17 protein-coding genes are annotated in these 16,142 nt (G+C 68.5%); 4 read left to right on the plus strand and 13 right to left on the minus strand.

The features are described 5' to 3' along the window. Nucleotides 1-66: 66 nt before the first annotated feature. The 4 genes from VGR06_RS41000 to VGR06_RS41015 are packed head-to-tail and all read right to left on the minus strand — an operon-like array spanning nucleotide 67 to nucleotide 3,882. A complete protein-coding gene (locus tag VGR06_RS41000) occupies nucleotides 67-990 on the minus strand; it encodes a diiron oxygenase (RefSeq protein ID WP_327564648.1) in 924 nt (307 codons plus the stop codon). Beyond that, nucleotides 987-2,207: an aminotransferase class I/II-fold pyridoxal phosphate-dependent enzyme gene (locus VGR06_RS41005; protein ID WP_327564649.1), complete on the minus strand. Its 1,221-nt coding sequence runs from the start codon at nucleotides 2,205-2,207 to the stop codon at nucleotides 987-989. Before VGR06_RS41005 ends, VGR06_RS41000 begins: the two co-directional genes overlap by 4 nt. Continuing rightward, nucleotides 2,207-3,019, minus strand: coding sequence for an SDR family NAD(P)-dependent oxidoreductase (locus VGR06_RS41010; RefSeq protein ID WP_327564650.1), 813 nt, complete (start codon nucleotides 3,017-3,019; stop codon nucleotides 2,207-2,209). The genes VGR06_RS41005 and VGR06_RS41010 overlap by 1 nt, the downstream gene beginning before the upstream one ends. Further along, the gene (locus VGR06_RS41015) at nucleotides 3,019-3,882 is read right to left on the minus strand and encodes an alpha/beta hydrolase (RefSeq protein ID WP_327564651.1); all 864 of its coding nucleotides are present in this window, start codon (nucleotides 3,880-3,882) and stop codon (nucleotides 3,019-3,021) included. The genes VGR06_RS41010 and VGR06_RS41015 overlap by 1 nt, the downstream gene beginning before the upstream one ends. Before the next feature lie 268 nt (nucleotides 3,883-4,150). On the opposite strand from VGR06_RS41015, the gene VGR06_RS41020 reads away from it, so the two are divergent. Further along, entirely contained in the window at nucleotides 4,151-4,678 is a 528-nt protein-coding gene (locus VGR06_RS41020) for an AMIN-like domain-containing (lipo)protein (protein ID WP_327564652.1), read from the plus strand. Nucleotides 4,679-5,037: 359 nt separating this feature from the next. Here the strand turns inward: VGR06_RS41020 and VGR06_RS41025 are convergent, their stop codons facing one another. Then, the gene (locus VGR06_RS41025; RefSeq protein ID WP_327564653.1) at nucleotides 5,038-5,910 is read right to left on the minus strand and encodes a hypothetical protein; all 873 of its coding nucleotides are present in this window, start codon (nucleotides 5,908-5,910) and stop codon (nucleotides 5,038-5,040) included. Between the two features lie 676 nt (nucleotides 5,911-6,586). Between VGR06_RS41025 and VGR06_RS41035 the strand changes: the two genes are divergently transcribed. Then, nucleotides 6,587-8,128: a radical SAM protein gene (locus VGR06_RS41035; RefSeq protein ID WP_327564654.1), complete on the plus strand. Its 1,542-nt coding sequence runs from the start codon at nucleotides 6,587-6,589 to the stop codon at nucleotides 8,126-8,128. A gap of 90 nt (nucleotides 8,129-8,218) precedes the next feature. Here VGR06_RS41035 and VGR06_RS41040 read toward each other — a convergent pair whose 3' ends face one another. Continuing rightward, nucleotides 8,219-9,865: an ABC-F family ATP-binding cassette domain-containing protein gene (locus VGR06_RS41040; protein ID WP_327564655.1), complete on the minus strand. Its 1,647-nt coding sequence runs from the start codon at nucleotides 9,863-9,865 to the stop codon at nucleotides 8,219-8,221. A gap of 270 nt (nucleotides 9,866-10,135) precedes the next feature. Further along, nucleotides 10,136-10,780, minus strand: coding sequence for a hypothetical protein (locus VGR06_RS41045; protein ID WP_327564656.1), 645 nt, complete (start codon nucleotides 10,778-10,780; stop codon nucleotides 10,136-10,138). Between the two features lie 18 nt (nucleotides 10,781-10,798). Here VGR06_RS41045 and VGR06_RS41050 point away from each other — a divergent pair, with 18 nt between their 5' ends. Then, nucleotides 10,799-10,972 carry a hypothetical protein gene (locus VGR06_RS41050; protein WP_327564657.1) on the plus strand — a complete coding sequence of 58 codons (174 nt, stop codon included), beginning with the start codon at nucleotides 10,799-10,801 and terminating at the stop codon, nucleotides 10,970-10,972. Between the two features lie 376 nt (nucleotides 10,973-11,348). Here the strand turns inward: VGR06_RS41050 and VGR06_RS41055 are convergent, their stop codons facing one another. After that, nucleotides 11,349-11,864, minus strand: coding sequence for an Hsp20/alpha crystallin family protein (locus tag VGR06_RS41055; protein WP_327564658.1), 516 nt, complete (start codon nucleotides 11,862-11,864; stop codon nucleotides 11,349-11,351). A gap of 140 nt (nucleotides 11,865-12,004) precedes the next feature. Between VGR06_RS41055 and VGR06_RS41060 the strand changes: the two genes are divergently transcribed. Beyond that, entirely contained in the window at nucleotides 12,005-12,718 is a 714-nt protein-coding gene (locus tag VGR06_RS41060) for a TetR/AcrR family transcriptional regulator (protein ID WP_327564659.1), read from the plus strand. Between the two features lie 117 nt (nucleotides 12,719-12,835). Here VGR06_RS41060 and VGR06_RS41065 read toward each other — a convergent pair whose 3' ends face one another. The 5 genes from VGR06_RS41065 to VGR06_RS41085 all read right to left on the minus strand — a co-directional run bounded on the left by VGR06_RS41065 (nucleotide 12,836) and on the right by VGR06_RS41085 (nucleotide 15,803). After that, nucleotides 12,836-13,594, minus strand: a complete 759-nt coding sequence (locus VGR06_RS41065; RefSeq protein WP_327564660.1) for a GAF and ANTAR domain-containing protein — start codon at nucleotides 13,592-13,594, stop codon at nucleotides 12,836-12,838. 30 nt (nucleotides 13,595-13,624) lie between these two features. Next, nucleotides 13,625-14,356 (minus strand): GAF and ANTAR domain-containing protein, encoded by a 732-nt coding sequence (locus tag VGR06_RS41070; protein WP_327564661.1) that lies wholly within the window; start codon nucleotides 14,354-14,356, stop codon nucleotides 13,625-13,627. A 163-nt stretch (nucleotides 14,357-14,519) separates the two neighbouring features. After that, entirely contained in the window at nucleotides 14,520-14,723 is a 204-nt protein-coding gene (locus VGR06_RS41075) for a hypothetical protein (RefSeq protein WP_327564662.1), read from the minus strand. A 475-nt stretch (nucleotides 14,724-15,198) separates the two neighbouring features. Then, nucleotides 15,199-15,645, minus strand: a complete 447-nt coding sequence (locus VGR06_RS41080) for a hypothetical protein (protein ID WP_327564663.1) — start codon at nucleotides 15,643-15,645, stop codon at nucleotides 15,199-15,201. Further along, nucleotides 15,642-15,803 (minus strand): hypothetical protein, encoded by a 162-nt coding sequence (locus VGR06_RS41085; RefSeq protein ID WP_327564664.1) that lies wholly within the window; start codon nucleotides 15,801-15,803, stop codon nucleotides 15,642-15,644. Before VGR06_RS41085 ends, VGR06_RS41080 begins: the two co-directional genes overlap by 4 nt. Between the last annotated feature and the right edge of the window lie 339 nt (nucleotides 15,804-16,142).

Raw genomic sequence — 16,142 nt, forward strand, 5'->3', positions numbered from 1 at the left:
TGGCCGGAGAGGGTGTCGGCCACGCGGCGCAGGTATTCCAGGGCGAGTTCGGGCCGGCCGGGGACGTCATGCCTGCGGTGGCAGGCCGCGGTTGGTGAACGCTTCGGTTGCGCCGGGCACGTCGAACACGCCGGCCGACTGGTACACCCGCATGGTCGCGCGGCAGATGTCCGACAGGCGCTCGCGGCCGGCGCTGCCGCTGTAGCTGTCGTGCACCACGTCGCGGGCGACGCTGGTGTCGATGCCGGCGAGGACAAGGGATTCGTGCACGGGTTCGATGTCCCAGGTGAGGCATGCGGTGATCAGTTCGGGCAGCGTGTGCGCGACCGGGCCGCGCAGTGACGGGTCGAGCTGGTGCCACAGCTGGTGGAACAGCTTGGCGAAGTAGCGGTGGTGGCGGCCTTCGTCCTTGGCGTGGTCGCGGGTGATGTCGCGCACCACGGTGAGCACGGTGGGGTCGATGGGGATTTCGTTGAGCACGGCGGTGATCAGGGTCTCGAATACGACGACCTGCAGCAGTGGTACCAGGTTCGGACTGTGCGGCAGCAGCCGTGTGCCGGCTTCGGCCAGTGCGTCGACGAATCCGCCGTAGTTCCAGTCCGGTACGGCGATGCCGGTCTGTCTGGCGATCTGGTCGGCGAGATCGAGGCTGTACAGCGAGTGATAGCCTTCGTCGCAGTACACCTTGAACGCGTCCACTTTGGACGATATGGGTAGGTCGAGCCCGGACCGGCCGTTGGCGATCAGCTCGGCTGCCCGGTTGACGATTCGGGTTTCCAGGTGTGCGGTGGACAGCAGGAACTGGTAGAGGTGGCGCACGGTCAGCTCACGGCGCCGCTGCGGTGAGAGCGACGTGAGCGCCTCGTGGTCAAGGTAGGGCACCAGCCGCTCGGGGAAGAACACCTTCCCGTCGTCGGTTTCGTCGTGGAAGCGCCGGCGCGGGCCGGATCGCACGCCGGCGTTGTCGTACCAGCGGCCGAACGGGCTCATCCGTGCCTCCCGGCGGGTGTGAGCACGGCCGCCAGCCGCGTGATCCCTTCGTGTACCAGCGCCGCGTCGACGGCGTGGCAGAGCCGGAACCAGCCGGGTTCGGGTGCGGCGAACGCGCCGCCGGGCAGGATGTTGACCCTCGCGCGGTCGAGGATCCGTTCGTACAGCTCGTGCTCGGCGGCGAAGTCCGTGCGGGTGAGCCGGTCTCGCAGGTCGATCCAGAACGAGAAGCCCGCGGCGGGTGCCTGGTACCGGATGCCGCTGGAGTCGAGCAGACCGGCGGTGGCGCGGTGCGAGGCGGCCAGCCGCGCGGCGCTTTCGGCGAGAAATCCGCGCACCCACGCGGTGTCGGCGAGTAGGTCGCGCAGCAGCGCCTGGGTGTCGGTGGAGGTGGGTGCGAAGTACGCGAGCGCTCGGGCTGCGGCGCGCACCTGTGGGTCGGTGGTGTGCAGCACGCCGACCTTGAGCCCGGACAGGCCGAAGTCCTTGGCGAAGCCCCAGATCACGTGTGCCCGGTCGGCGCCGCCGAGCATTGGGTCGCGCACGCTGACGAACGGGGATGGGCTGAACACCGAGTGCGTGTAGATCTCGTCGGCGATCACGTCGACGTCGTGCCTGCGTGCCACCCGCAACAGCTCGCGCAGGACCGGAGCGCCGTACACGTGGCCCTGCGGGTTGGATGGCGACGTGATCGCGACCGCCCGGACGGTGGCTCCGTCGCGGCGCAGCCGGGTCAGCACATCGTCCACAACGGACGGATCGAGCGTGTCGGACATTGGCGCGGGAACCAGGCGCGCCCCGGACCGTCCGGCCAGGTCGACCTCGAATGCCGAGTAGTAGGGCGCCGGCACCACGATCACTTCGCCCGGATCGCACAGCGCCGTGGCCGCGATGTCCAGTGCGGCGGTGGCGCCGCTGACCACGACCAGGTCGTCCGGGTCGACCGGCCGCCGCCAGGTCCCGGCGAGCAACGCGGCGATCGCGGTCCGCAACCCGTCCGTCCCGTGCAGAGGTCCATAGTGGACATCGCTGGACGAGAGCGCGTGGGTCAACCGGGGCGCGAGCAGGTCCCAGGTGAGCCGGCTCTCGGCGGTGCCGAGGTTGACGTAGCCGCCGGGATTGGTGGCCGGGTCGTACGGGTCGGCCTCGGCGCGGAAGTGGGCGGTGGCGATCGCCGGGGTGTTCGCGGTCAGCCGCGCGGCGGTCCGCGAGACCATCAGGCTGCGCTCCCGACCGCCGACGGTGTCACCCGCTCGCGCTGGGTGAGTAGTCCCGGATGCACCCCCAGCCCCATGGACGCGTCGATCACCGCACCGTGCAGTAGTGCGGCGTCGGGGCTGGCGAGCCAGTACACCACCGCGGCCACCTCGTGCGGCTGCAGCAGCCGCCCACCGGGCAGTCGCGACTCGAGATCATGGCGCTGCGGCGGGGAAAGCCCGTCGAGCGTGCTGGCCTCGAGCATCGCGGTCTGCACCGCGCCGGGACACACCGCGAACACGTCCACCGGCTCGTGGACGAGCTCCGCCGCGAGATGCCGGGTGAGATACGCCAGCGCCGCCTTGCTCATGCCGTCGGCGACGTGGAAACCGGGGAATACGGCGATCCCGCCGCCGACGCTCGCCACATTGATGATCTTGCCGTAGCCGCGGTCGAGCATGTCCGGCAGCACCTGGCTGGTCAGCCACAGCGGGCCGACGCTGTTGATCTGCAGGAACGCCGCCGTGCACGCCATGTCCCCGCCGTCGATGTACCGCTCGACCGTGCTCGAGCCGACTGCGGCGTTGTTCACCAGGACGTCCACCGGTGCGGGCAATCGGGCGACCAGCTGCCGGTGGCTGGCCAGGTCACCCTGGTCGAACTCGAACGCCTCGACCTCGGCCCCGCTGTCGGCCAGCTCGGCGACGATCCGTTCGGCCCGCTCGCGGCCGGACCGGTAGGTGAACCACACCCGGTCCCCGCCGGTGGCGAACCTGGCGACGCACGCCCGGCCGATCCCGCTCGACCCTCCGGTGACCAGAACGTTGCGCATCACGCGATTCCTTTCTCAGACAACGGAACGAGCGGCCTGACCAGCTCGAGCACCGCGCGGCCGAGGGGGTCGGTCGGGTCGGCCAGGCCGAGCGGGAGATCGAAGTGGTTGTGCCCGCCGACGACCAGCTCGGTGACCGGCACGCCGACCCGGACCGCGGCCTCGGCCAGCCGGCGCTGCTGGTAGCCGAATCCTGCGGGCTCGTCCGCGGCCCGCGCGAGCAGCAGCGGCGGCAACCCGCCGTGCAGGTGCCGCACCGGGCTGTACGCCGCCACGTCCGCGGCCGTGAGTTCGATCGCGGCACCAATCGACGAGCGGCGCAGCGGCGCCAGCTCATACAACCCGCTGATCAGCACCACAGCACAGGCGAGGTCCCGTGGCGTCAGATGGTCGGGCAAGGGACCAACCAACGACATGCACACCAGCTGCGCACCGGCCGAATGACCGACGAGTACGACCCGCTCCGGGTCGGCGTTCAACGTGGACGCATCGCGGCACAACGACAACACTGCCCGACGCACCTGCGTGACAATCTCGCCGAGCCGCAGCCGGGGCGCGAGGCCATACCCCACCGCCGCGTACGCCGCACCAGCCGCGAGCACGTCGCGCGCGGCGAACGACGACTCCAGCTCGCTGAGCTCCTGCCAGTACCCGCCATGCACGAACACCACGAGCGGCGCACCCGGTGCCGGCGCGGGAAACACGTGCAGCCGCTCGCCCGGATCGGGCCCGTAGCACACCGGCCGCCACACGAGCTCGCGGCGCGCCCACGCCGAGCGCCGCGCGTACTCGTCGAGAAAGGGCCGAACAGATGGCACGAACCGGCCGGGCAGATACGCGTCGTCATATCGTTCCGCGGTCACGCCCAATTCTGAGACAGTCACTGAGATAGGTATCCTCTCCAGAAGTTCTGTCGTTTTTCGGCGGTCAGCCGTTAGGGGCCAGGAACGCCATCACCCCGCGTGAAGCACCCGTAACCGTAATAGGTGCGTCCACCGCGGCGACGAAAACTCTCGTCGTCTTGATCAAATTCTGACGCAATTTCGCGGGAAGGGAGACTCAACCATCGGATGTGCCGTGCGTCTCTTGTAGTGAGCCGTGTCTGCGGTTTCTTTCGAGGGGAGTCGAGTGATGTTAGGTAGAGCAGGGTTGGTCGCGGTCGCGCTGACGGTTCTGGTCGGCGTGGCGCCGGCGACCGTGTCGGCGACGTCCGGGTACTGCGGGATCGCGTGGGGGTCCACGGCGAAGTCGGCCTCGCCGACGACGAGCGCGGAACTGGTCGGGCTGCGCGCCGGCCGCCACGACTGCTACGACCGGTTGGTGTTCGACCTGCGAGGGCCCGTGGACGGGTACTGGGTGTCCTATGTCGATGAGGTGACCCATGACCCGACAGGCAACCCGGTGCCACTGCGAGGTGGAGCGAAGCTACAGGTGACGGTCCAAGCGCCCGCCTACGACGAGTCGGGGACGCCGACGTATGTGTATCCGAACCCGGCGGAGTTGGTGAACGTGACCGGGTTCCAGACCTTCCGGCAGGTCGCCTGGGCCGGGTCCTTCGAGGGAACGACATCAGTCGGGCTCGGGGTCCGGGCGCGGTTGCCGTTCCGGGTCCTCACCCTTCCCGATCGGGTCGTGGTAGACGTGGCCCATCTCTGGTAACCAGCTTCCTGTGTGCGTCGCAAATCCGGAGTAGACTGTCCGGAAGCGACCATGATCTGAATCTACGGAATATCCACCATCGAACGACTGGAAGTCGCCGATTCAGCCACTTCCGCGCTCGCCGGAAATAAGGCCCCTTGGCGATAAGGTCGACTGGCCCGGCACCCGACCACGTAGGTTCACTGTTCGACGCGGTCGGCGGCCGGGTTGGGAAGGTTTCGGTGCACCCGCCGGGGGAGTTCCTGTTTCGACGGCGTGGACAGTGTCAGCCTCCCGACCAAGCGGGTACGGCACCCGGCGTCGGGAGGATGCCGACGTGTGCGGTTGGACCGTGGGTGGTGCCGGCCGGCGAGCCTGGATCAGTGGGGTGTGTGGGGGTGGGAGGTGGCTGGGGTCGGGCGGGTAGGGGTGACTGGTGGTTCGCCGAATCGGGCGAGGGTTAGTGCGGCGAGGACCGCGATGAGGAATCCGGTGATGGCGACGGCGGTGAATCCAGGGCGGGTCTGATCGCCCAGGACGAGCACTCCGACGAGCGCTGGTATGACGGTTTCGCCGAGGACCATCAGGGCGGTCGTTGTGGTGACCTGGCCCTGTTGCAACGCCGAGGCGAGGAACAGCATGGCTAGCAGTCCGGCACTGATGATGGCGTAGCTGGCAGGGTCGGTGAGCAGGTCTCGTGGTGCGAATCCAGTGATGACCCGTCCGGCCATCGCCGTTACGCCGAAGCCCAGCCCGGCGATCAGGCCGAGTGCGGGTGCCCGCTGGGCGGCCGGCAGCCGTGCCACGGCGGCGCCGAGCCCGGCGAGCAACGCGACCGCGATCACCAGCCCAACCCGGAATCCGGTGCCGACCGTCGCGGAGCCCTGGGCCTTGGCGGAGGTCGCGACCAGGGCAAGGCCGACGCACACCGCACCGACCGCGGCCCATTGTTGGCGACCGAGGACGGTGCCGAGCAGCCGGGCCAGGATCGCGGTCACCGCCAGGCTCGCGGCCAGCGCGGCCTGCACCACGAACAGTGGCAGCACCCGCAGGGCGATCAGTTGCGCCACAGCACCCAGCACGTCGAGCCCCACCCCCGCGACGAACCGCCACTGCCGCAGAACCCGCACCAGCAACCAGGGATCGACCGCCCGCGAACCATGCACCGTCGCCTGGCTGGCGATAGCCTGCAGCACCGACGCCGCCCCGAACGCGGCGGCGGCGACCACTGTGCACACCAGGCCCCACCACACCAACCACACCCTACGGGTGACATGAACCGGTCCACCGGCAGCGAGCAGCCTCCGACGTGGATGCCGGGTCGGTGAGTGGGGTCGGTTCCGCTTGTTCGGAGGATTTCGTGGACGACCGGGGGGCTGGCCGAGGATGAGGTAGCGGAACAGGTGTCCGAGTGGGTTACCTTCGCTCCATTCGAAGTGGCAGTGCGAACGGACGCCGGTGGTGTCGCGGACGGCGAGCAGGATCGCGGCGATGGCGTTGGGGTGGCTGGGCGGTCGGCGAGCAGGATGCGGTGCCCGGCGACCTGCACCCCACGTACCTTCAGCACGTTGCTGAACGCGGAGGGTCGACCACGTCGTTTCCAGGAAGCGGACATCGGCGGCGCGGGGGAGCGGGTTCATCCCGCGCTGCTCGGCTTCTTTGGCGTCGTATTCGGCTTGGTCGCCGGCCTGCCGCTTGTTGCGATGATGTTGAGGCGTCCGTCGTGGGCGAGTGAGTCGAGAACATGGACTACACCATCGGGTTGACATAGCAGCAGGTTCACGGTGCTGGCCCGGACAGCGCGTAGCCGGCTTGGCACCGAGCTCAAGCAGGCGGAGCGCCCATCCCGCGCTCCGGGGTAGACTCGCGTCGACTCCGCGTTCGCCCGAGACCCCGGCGGCGTTCCCTCGACACCGGGACGGGCACGCGATGAAGGTGGGCATCCTTGACATTCTGGGTCTACCGGCCCGGCGGCCGGCGGAGTTCGGCTACCGGCTGCTGATCACCAAGCAGTTCGCCAGCATCACGCCGCAGGCCGTCTCGGTGTGGTGCCGGCGGTTGGGGCATCAGACGTTCTATGCCACCTACTACGGTGTCGGCCGTCCGGACCGGCAGCTTCCGGCCGACTTGGACGTGGTGTTCATCGCCTGTTACACACAGGTCAGTCACCTTGCCTACGCGCTGGCGACGCTCTACCGCCGAGCCGGGGTTCGCACGGTGGTCGGTGGCCCGCACGCCAAGGCGTTTCCGGTTGATTGCCTTCGTTTCTTCGACCTGGTGGTGCAGGAGTGCGACGCCGAGCTGGTCGCCGACATCCTGGCCGGGCAGTTCGACCCGGGCTCGATCGTCTCGGCCGCGAAGCCGTTCGACGACGTGCCGGCCGTCGAGGAGCGGATGCCCGAGATTCGTTCCTCGGCTTTCTTCTGGGGTCGCAGGCGGCTACGGCTGTCGGCCGTTCCGATGCTTGCGAGCATGGGTTGCCCGTACCGGTGTGACTTCTGCATCGACTGGAACAGCACCTACCGTCCACTCTCGACGGACCGGCTCGATGCCGACCTGCGCTACGTGTCGCGGCATCTGCCGGGTGCGCTCATCGTCTTCCACGACCCGAACTTCGCCGTGACGTTCGACCAGGTCTTCGACGTGCTGGAGGCCCAGCCACCCGGCCGCCGGCCGCCCTACATCATCGAGAGTTCGCTCACGGTGTTGCGCGGGGACCGGCCGCGCCGGCTGAAGGAGACCAACTGCGCGATGGTCGCGCCGGGTGTCGAGTCGTGGACCGACTACTCGAACAAGGCGGGCGTCGGCCGTGCCGGTGGCGTGGCGAAGGTCGACCGGGTGGCCGATCACTTCGCGGTGCTCGCCGAGAATGTGCCCTACCTGCAGGCAAACTTCATCTTCGGCCTGGACACCGACCAGGGTGACGAGCCGGTCGAGCTGACCAAACGGTTCATGGACCGCACCCCGTTCGTCTATCCGACGATCAACATCCCGGTGCCGTTCGGCGGCACCCCGCTGCACGAGGAGCTCGCCGCCGCCGGACGCATCCTGGCTGGCATGCCGTTCATCTTCTATTACGCGCCGTACCTGGTGACCACGCTCAAGCACTACGATCCGGTGACCTATTACGAGAAGCTCATCGAGCTCTACGCGTACGCCGCGTCGCCGCAGATGCTGCGCCGCCGGTTGCAGACCAGCTCGCACCGCGCCATCGGCTACGTGCACCGGGCTCGCACCGCGAGCTTCCGGGCCGACATCGCCAGCTTCCGTCAAATCTTGGGAATGCTGCGGTCCGATCGGAGGTTTCTGGCATTCCACGAGGGACGGACCGCCACCCTGCCCGAGTTCTACCGGCGCGTCGGCGACCGCATGCTCGGCCGGTACGCCGAGCTACTGTCCATAGCGGATCGGACGCCCGACCTGTCGCCGGCCGATCCAGGGCGGCACCATCTGCCTATCGGGAAGTCCTGACGACAAATGACGGTTTGATCCGCGCGTCGTGTTCGGCGTGACCTGCCGAGACTGTCCACTATGCACGTTCACCACCTGAGTGCAGCTGATTCATCTGGGAGGTTGCTCGGTGAGGGTGCCGTTGGTGAGGTGGATGTGTCGGTTGGTGTGGACGGTGTCGAGCATGCGTCGGTCGTGGGTGACGAGGAGCAGGGTGCCGGGGTAGGTGGTCAGCGCGGATTCGAGTTGTTCGATGGCGGGCAGGTCGAGGTGGTTGGTGGGTTCGTCGAGCACGAGCAGGTTCACGCCGCGGGCCTGGAGGAGGGCGAGTGCGGCGCGGGTGCGTTCGCCGGGGGAGAGGCTGCCGGCCGGCCGGAGGACGTGGGCGGCGGTGAGTCCGAACTTGGCCAGCAGGGTGCGGACGTCGGCGGGTGCCCAGTCGGGGAGCTGGGTTTCGAAGGTGGTCAGCAGGGCTCGGTCGTCGGTGAAGTGGGCGCGGGCCTGGTCGACCTCGCCGACGCGCACGCCCGGGCCGAGTGTGGCGTGTCCCTCGGCCAGTGCGAGGCGACGGAGGAGGGCGGCGAGCAGGGTGGATTTGCCGGCGCCGTTGGCGCCGGTGATGGCGACTTTGTCGGCCCAGGCGATCTGCAGATCGACGGGTCCGAGGGTGAACCCGCCGCGGCGGACGATCGCACCGCGCAGCGCGGCGACGATGGCGCCGGCTCGGGGTGCGGCGGCGATCTCCATCCGCAGTTCCCATTCCTTGCGGGGTTCTTCCACCTCGTCGAGACGTTGGATGAGCCTTTCGGTCTGGCGGGCTTTGGCGGCCTGCTTTTCGGTGGTTTCGACCCGTTTGTTGCGGCCGATCTTGTCGTTGTCGGTGGCTTTGCGGCGTGCGTTGCGTACACCCTTGTCCATCCATGCGCGCTGGGTGCGGGCCCGCAGCTCCAATCCGGCCTTGGTGTCGGCGTATTCCTCGTAACGCTCGCGGGCGTGTCTGCGGGCGACCTCCCGTTCGGCCAGGTAGGATTCGTAGCCGCCGCCGTACTCGCGAACCTGCTGCTGGGCGAGGTCCAGCTCCAGGACGCTGGTCACCGTCCTGGCCAGAAACTCCCGATCGTGACTGACCAACACGGTCGCGGCCCGCAACGCGGTGACAAACGCCTCCAGCCGCTCCAAGCCGTCGAGGTCCAGGTCGTTGGTCGGCTCGTCGAGTAGGAACACGTCGTAGCGAGCGAGCAGCAGCGACGCCATCCCCACCCGGGCGGCCTGACCACCCGAAAGCGACGTCATCGGCGCCTCGACGCCGACCGTGAGGCCGAGGTCGGCCACCACGTCGCCGATCCGCTCATCCAGATCGGCCCCGCCGAGCGCGAGCCACCGCTCCAACGCCACCGCATAACCCTCGTCCGCGCCGGACCCGCCGTTGGCCAGGGTTGTGGTCGCCGCGTCCAACTCGACCTGCGCGGCCGTCACGCCGGTGCGACGACCGAGGAAAGCGCGCACCGTCTCATCTGGCCGGCGATCCGGCTCCTGCGGCAGATGACCCACGGTCGCCGAAGGCGGATTGAGCCGGACCGTGCCCGCCTCGGCAGTGACGAGCCCAGCGAGCACCCCCAGCAGGGTCGACTTGCCCGCCCCGTTCACCCCGACCAGCCCGAGGACATCCCCCGGCGCCACCACCAGGTTCAGACCGGAGAACAACATCCGGTCCCCGTGCCCAGCTGCCAACCCTTTAGCCACCAGCGTTGCGCTCACCAGCCCAGAGCCTAGAACAGCTCGCGCCGACGAGTAGCAGCGTATGCACGCGCTGACCCGAGGCGCGGTTGACGAACCGGGCTCGACGGGTGCTGGTGCCTGCTCGCGCAGCGGCGAGCGGGACCGTCTGGTATCGATCCGCCACGTCCCCGCAGTTGGGAGGTGCCCGACCTCACCGCCGCACATCCTCGACCGGCTAGCCAAGACGACCGCCAATCTCCGGTGACGTCCGCGGGCCGAATCGACTTTGCGCCCTTCGATTTCCGGTGGTCAGGCGTCGGAGGCAGGTAAGTGGACAGCGATCTCCATGCCGAGTTCGGCTCCGCCGGCCAGGTCGAGGCGGTCGCCGCTCCAGAACCGACCGGCGTCGTACCAGTTCGGCCGGCGCTCCGGAGGTAGGAGGCCCATCGCCTGGTAGGTGAGAGCGAGGATCTCCGCGCAGTAAGCGGTGTCAAGGCCGATGTCGTGGGTGTCGCGCGTTCTGCGGCGCACCCGTCCACTGAGCCACCGCGCGGCGAGTTGGGCAGTGCTGGGGAATGGGGTGCCGTCCAGGCGGGCGATGGTGCGCAGCACGGCGTCGTCCAGTTCGTGGGTGCGCGGGCACTGCAGCTGGCGCAACCAGACCCGCTGCCGGTACCGGGTGGTCCAGACCACGACCGCGCTGCGCAGATCGTGCAGTTGCGCTCCACGTTGGTGGATGCCCGCCCACAGGTCCGGAAGCGATCGCCCCAGTTCCGCGTGCCACATCAGAGCCGGCATGTCCTCGATGACCACCGCCATGCCGACGTGGTTGACGGGGCTGTTCGTGGTGACTTGAATCGTCCGGTCGGCGGCGGAGCGGCCCCGAAACAGCCACACGTCCCCCGTGCGCGTCAGAGCGACGGCCTCGTCGAGATTGAGTTGGGTGCCCGGCACGGGAGCTAGCCTAGGTCGGTGCGCTGGTGGAAGATGCTCGGCCTTGCGGCGTTCATCGGGGTGGCCGCCACCGGCGTGGTGATCGCTCGGGACGAGCGTCGCCGCCGCGCCTACACCCCCGAGGAGATCCGCGTCCGGCTGCACACCCGTCTGGCCGAGGCACCACCTCAGCCGCCCGGCCGCCCGGCTTGACGTTCGTCGCGTGTCGAGCGGGCGCAGCGGCAGGTAGGCGGATGTGCCGGGTGTAGGTAGTGGTCGAGGATCCGGTTGGTGGCGGCGCGGCATTTGCTGGTTGGAGTCGGTGGTGCGGACGAGTTCCGCGGGGGTGTAGGCGCTCAGCAGGTCATGGACGTTTGTAGCGGCCGGGGCGTGTTCTGTGAGCAGGTTCGCCGGGGCGCTCGGCGAGTAGTGGCTGGCCACTGGCACAACTCCCACACGATCACCTCCCATCAGGGCCTACTCCCCGGCCAGCTCGGACATCTCCGCGCGGAATCCTCGTTCAGGCCGGAGGGGACTGAATTGGGCAACCCGCCGTCCCCGCTCGCGCTGAGCGGGGACGACAGTGGCCTCAGTTGGTGCCGTTTGGTGTACCGGTGAGCGCGGGGGGCTGCGGCCGAACGGCGTGAACCTCGATGCGCCTGGACTTGGCCTCCTCGGCCTTGGGCACCAGCAGGCGCAGCACACCGTTTTCGAACGACGCGTCGATTCTGTCCGCGGCCACGTGGAGGGGCAGCGTGATTGAGCGACGGAACTGGCCGTAGCGGCGCTCGATCAGGTGGGTCTGCTCCTCTGCTGAGGTCGGGTCCAGACCCCGCTCGCCCTGGATGGTGAGCAGGCCGTCCTGGTAGGCGATGTCCAGGTCGTCGAGCTTCACTCCGGGGAGTTCGATCAGAATGATGTAGGCGTCTTTGCGCTCGGAGATATCGGCCGCCGGGGCCCATGTGGGCGTGCTGGCGGCTGCGTAGCCGGATTGTTGGAGTTCCTGCCCGCGGGTCTGACCCAACATCCTGGTCAGGTAGTAGATCGCCTGATCCTGCGCGGCGCGCAGATCCTGAAAAGCATCCCAGCGCGTCATGACTTCCATCGCACAACTTCCTTGCTTTATTTCATCGGCGGCTCGGGATGAATGTCCCAAACGAGAGAAACACTGTTCACTTGTCGAGCTACCATGTTCACTGTATCGTGAACGAAGTTCACAGTCAATTCTGAACGGGAGAGAACCCGGTGGATGCCGACGCGACGCTGTGGTTCAGCGCCCCGGAGACCGCCGACCAGCGGCGCCCCACACTCACCCGGCAGCGGGTGGTGACCGAAGCACTCACCCTGATCGCTCAAGACGGCGTTCCAGGGCTGACCATGCGCGCCCTCGCCGCTCGTCTCGACGTGGTCCCCGGCGCGCTCTACCGCCACGTGCCCAACAAGGAACGGCTTCAGGACCTCGTCCTGGACGGTGTGCTCGCCGAAATCGACTGTGACCTCGATCCCGCACAACCCTGGACCGAGCAGATCACCGTGTTGGCGCATCGGCTACGCACCGTCCTGGCCGACCACCCCGGGGTCGCCGCCCTGCTGACCGCTCGCGACCCCCTCGGGCCGCACTCTCTTGCCCTCGCCGAAGCCTTCCTGCGACCACTCCACGCCGCCGGGTTTCCCCACCACCAGGCCGGCCATGCCTTCTTCCTGATCGTCGGCTACACCCTCGGCTTCGAGGTCGGCAACACCCGCACCTCCGCAAACCAGCAACGCGTCCACGACCCGACCACCAGAGAGCAACTCCATCAGTTCTTCCGCGCACTGCCCAACGACCGCTTCCCGACCCTGGTCACGCTCGGCCCCCACGTGTGGCTCGACAACCGCGACGAACGATTCGCAGCCGGCCTCGACGTGCTTGTCGATGGGCTGAAACGACGGACCACCTGGCAACCGCCCGAGCCATGAGATCACGGTCGACAGCTGTGCCGGGTGCCGACAGGTCGGCTGGCGCAGGCTGGTGGTAGTAGGCCCGGGCGCCCTGTTCACCCCGGGGCCAGGTCGAGGGATCACCGGTCGGGGTGGTCATGGCCCGGGCGGGGTGGTGGGCTTGGGGCGCCGGTCGGTGCGGAGAAGGTCGTTGTCGATGGTTCCGTTGATGATGTGCGCGGCGACGTCGCTGAGGCGGCGGTTGTTGCTGCGGGCGTAGCCGCGCATGAGTTGGAAGGCTTGGTCCAGGGACAGGCTGGTGCGTTGCGCGAGCATGCCTTTGGCCTGTTCGAGCACGACCCGGCTGGTGAGCGCGGCCTGGAGTTGGGTTGCGAGCAGCTCACGGGCGGCGATGGCGCGTTCCTGCAGCAGGCCGACGGTGGCTACGTCGGCCATCGCCTGACCGATGCCGAGATCCGCCTCGCTCAGCGGGCCGGGTTCGGTGCGGAACAGGTTCAGCGCGCCGATGGTTTCGCTGCGCAGGCGCATGGGGAGTGCTTGGGCGCAGTGGAACCCGAGTTGCTGCAGCCGCGGGGTGAATGCCGGCCACGCCGTGTGCATGGCGGGTAGGCCGGCGCGGGCCACCGGTTGTCCGGTGCGGTAGCAGTCCAGGCACGGGCCTTCGTTGTTCTGCAGTTCGTAGAGTTCCAGCAGGCGGGCTTCCTCGGTGGAGGAGGCCATCACCTTCAACTCGCCGCGCTGGTCGGCGAGCATGATCCCGGCCGCGCTGGCGCCGAGCAGCTCGACGCTGCGGGTGGCCAGGGTGTGCAGGAAGTCGATGACGTCGAAGTCGGCGACCAGCGTGTCGGCCAGTTCGACGAACGTGGTGGCGATGAGTTGTTCCCTGCTGGCCATGTATCCCGCTGCCTTTGGTCTCACTGGGGGTCACTGATCCGTTGTCGAACCGCCGGACTCGCTTGGGGGCTCGCTGTCGTCGAAGTGCAGTCGGCGGGCGACCACATCCGCGGCGACCTCGGTGACCGTCTGCCCGGAATCGTAGGCGTGGGCGCGCAGCCGCAGAAGCGCCTCGGGGAGGCTGATGCCGAGTTGAATGGTGATCATTCCGGTGGCCTGGTGGACCTCGGCCCGGCTGTCGATCGGCCCGGTCAACGCCGCGCGCTCGCCATCCGGGCCGGGATGATCCTGCAGATAGAGCAACAGGACGATGGCCGCGTCGGCGAAGGCCAATCCGTCGGCCAACTCGGCGGCAGTCAGTTGTCCGGGGGTGTCGCGGTAGAGGTCCAGGACACCGATGCGAACGGCGCCGACCCGCAGCGGGAAGGCGAAGATGGCGTACACGCCGGCGTCGAACGCGGCCGCACCGTAGCGCGGCCAGCGCACCGACCCGGTCGCCGTGAGCTCGGGGTGCAGCACCGGATGATCCCCGCGGGACGCCTCCACACAGGGACCCTCATCGAGGGCGAACTGCAACTCCTCCAACTGCCGGGCCCGCGCGTCGGTGGCCGCGAGCACCACACCGCTGGGCCCGTCGTCGGTCATCAACGCCAGCGCGACCCCACTGACCGGGAGCGCCGACAGGCACTCGGCGCACAACCGGGCCGGCAGCGAGGTATCCGAGGCTCGCCCGGCGGTGACGCGCGACAGGATCTCACTCACCCGGGGACTGCTCACGGGGGTCATCCCCGCCGGCCCGGACACGGTGACGACCGCGACGTGTAGGTGGCCGGAGCGGTGATGGGTGCGGTTTCCGGGCGGGGGTCTGGTGCGGCGACGGCCGCTCCCAGGGGACGGTCCGACCACGCACTGCGCCGGACTGCGATCACGACGTTTCTCTTCGGCCGGGCAACTCGTCGTCCGCGACGGTCATGTCCCGACTGAGGCGGGCGAGTTGGTCGGGATTGGTCCAATGCACGTCGCCCGCCCAGCCGAACCTCACCAGGATCTGCCCGTCCACGGACCGGCCGGGCAGGACCAGAGGCTTGGGATCCGGGGCGGGTCCTGGGGGTGAGAGGACCGCGGTCATTGAACTGTCCCGTCAGGATCGATCGGTGCTTGGCTGCGCGGGTGCTCGCCGACTCCGGGCCGTTGACTGTCCTGAATGGACGGTGGCGGTATGGCTGACTGGGCGTGGATTCGATCGATCAGCATCCCGGCTTCGGCCGCGGTGAACAGGCCCCGCCCGGCAGCGCGCGCGATGGCCGCCACCGTAATCTGCTGGAGTCTGGTGCTCCCCGCAACATCAACGGATGCCATCAAGAACCCCCTCGGTCGATAAGCGACACGCCGGGGGCTGGGGCACTGGCTTTCACTCTACGCGCCCGACCGGCAGAAAGCCCCTTTCCTCGGGAACCATCAGCCGGGCACTGACCACGACTCCGAATCCCACCACCGGTGTGGCACCTGAACCGACCTTGTCGGGGTCGTCGTCGAGCAACCATCCCGCGTCGGCCACCGGTCTCGCTTGCCCGACGCCCGGCCGGCTTGGCGTGTCTGTCGGACTATGCCGGGAGTGGGGTCAGCGGGGTGGGGAACTGCCCGCCGGTCTCTGTGGCGGGGTAGGTTCGCCAGTCTAGGAGCCGGCCGGTGTCGTCGAGTAGTTCCATCCGTACCTGCCGGCCGACTCCGACGCCTAATTCGGCGGCGCCGCGCCGATCTTGTTGCGGTCGGCTGGGGTGGGTTGTCGGTGTTGATCGGCGCCGCCACCGTGACGAGGTCCAGCTTTCTGCGTCGTCACCTGGCCGGTAGTCACGGTGTTGCAGCCCCATGTCGATGGAGTCGGGGACCAGGTCGGTTTCCTTCGGCATACTCGCCCGCCAGCCGACGATCCCGCGGGAGAAGACGTCGACGGCGAAGGCGACGCAGGCGGTGCCGGCCCAGATGGCGACGTAGGTAAAGTCCGCCACCCGGAGCCGGTTCGGTGCGCCGGCCGTGAACTGGCGTTTCACCAGCTCCGCAGCCGGACGCCATCCTTGTCCTGGATTGTGGTGCGCACGGTCTTACCGCGCACCACGCCGGCGACGCCCAGCCGGCGCATGAGCCGTTCGGTCCGGCCGCGCCCGCCCCGACGCTTCGCGCTGCAGCCGACGCCACATCTTCCGGGCACCGTACACTCGGTAATTTTCGTCATACACTCGCTGATTTCCTTCATCAGCTCCTCATCTTCGATCTCGAGCCGTGATTTCGGGCGCGAGCGGGCGGCGTAGTATGTGGACGGAGTGATCTTGACACCGAATTCGGTCGGTACGGCACAGATCGGCTCGACTCCGAACCGGTCCTTGTATTCCGTGACGAACGCTACGAGCAGGGCCGTTTCAAGATCGTTTGGGTAGCGCCTCAGGCGGTGCTACCCGAGGCCGGTGGCGTGCCGGTGGTGCTGAGCCGTGCGGCACCTCAGTGTCCATTGTGGAGTGGATGCGAGGAAGGCGTCCTTTCTCACGCCCAG

The sequence above is a fragment of the Actinophytocola sp. genome, assembly GCF_036002505.1.
Classification (GTDB): domain Bacteria; phylum Actinomycetota; class Actinomycetes; order Mycobacteriales; family Pseudonocardiaceae; genus DASYTH01.

Excerpts from the sequence above, each read along its gene's own strand:
- VGR06_RS41075 (WP_327564662.1), bottom strand. The coding sequence starts at position 14,723 with ATGACCGCGGTCCTCTCACCCCCAGGACCCGCCCCGGATCCCAAGCCT.
- VGR06_RS41020 (WP_327564652.1), top strand. The coding sequence starts at position 4,151 with ATGTTAGGTAGAGCAGGGTTGGTCGCGGTCGCGCTGACGGTTCTGGTC.
- VGR06_RS41000 (WP_327564648.1), bottom strand. The coding sequence starts at position 990 with ATGAGCCCGTTCGGCCGCTGGTACGACAACGCCGGCGTGCGATCCGGC.
- VGR06_RS41055 (WP_327564658.1), bottom strand. The coding sequence starts at position 11,864 with ATGGAAGTCATGACGCGCTGGGATGCTTTTCAGGATCTGCGCGCCGCG.
- VGR06_RS41065 (WP_327564660.1), bottom strand. The coding sequence starts at position 13,594 with ATGGCCAGCAGGGAACAACTCATCGCCACCACGTTCGTCGAACTGGCC.
- VGR06_RS41035 (WP_327564654.1), top strand. The coding sequence starts at position 6,587 with ATGAAGGTGGGCATCCTTGACATTCTGGGTCTACCGGCCCGGCGGCCG.
- VGR06_RS41010 (WP_327564650.1), bottom strand. The coding sequence starts at position 3,019 with ATGCGCAACGTTCTGGTCACCGGAGGGTCGAGCGGGATCGGCCGGGCG.
- VGR06_RS41005 (WP_327564649.1), bottom strand. The coding sequence starts at position 2,207 with ATGGTCTCGCGGACCGCCGCGCGGCTGACCGCGAACACCCCGGCGATC.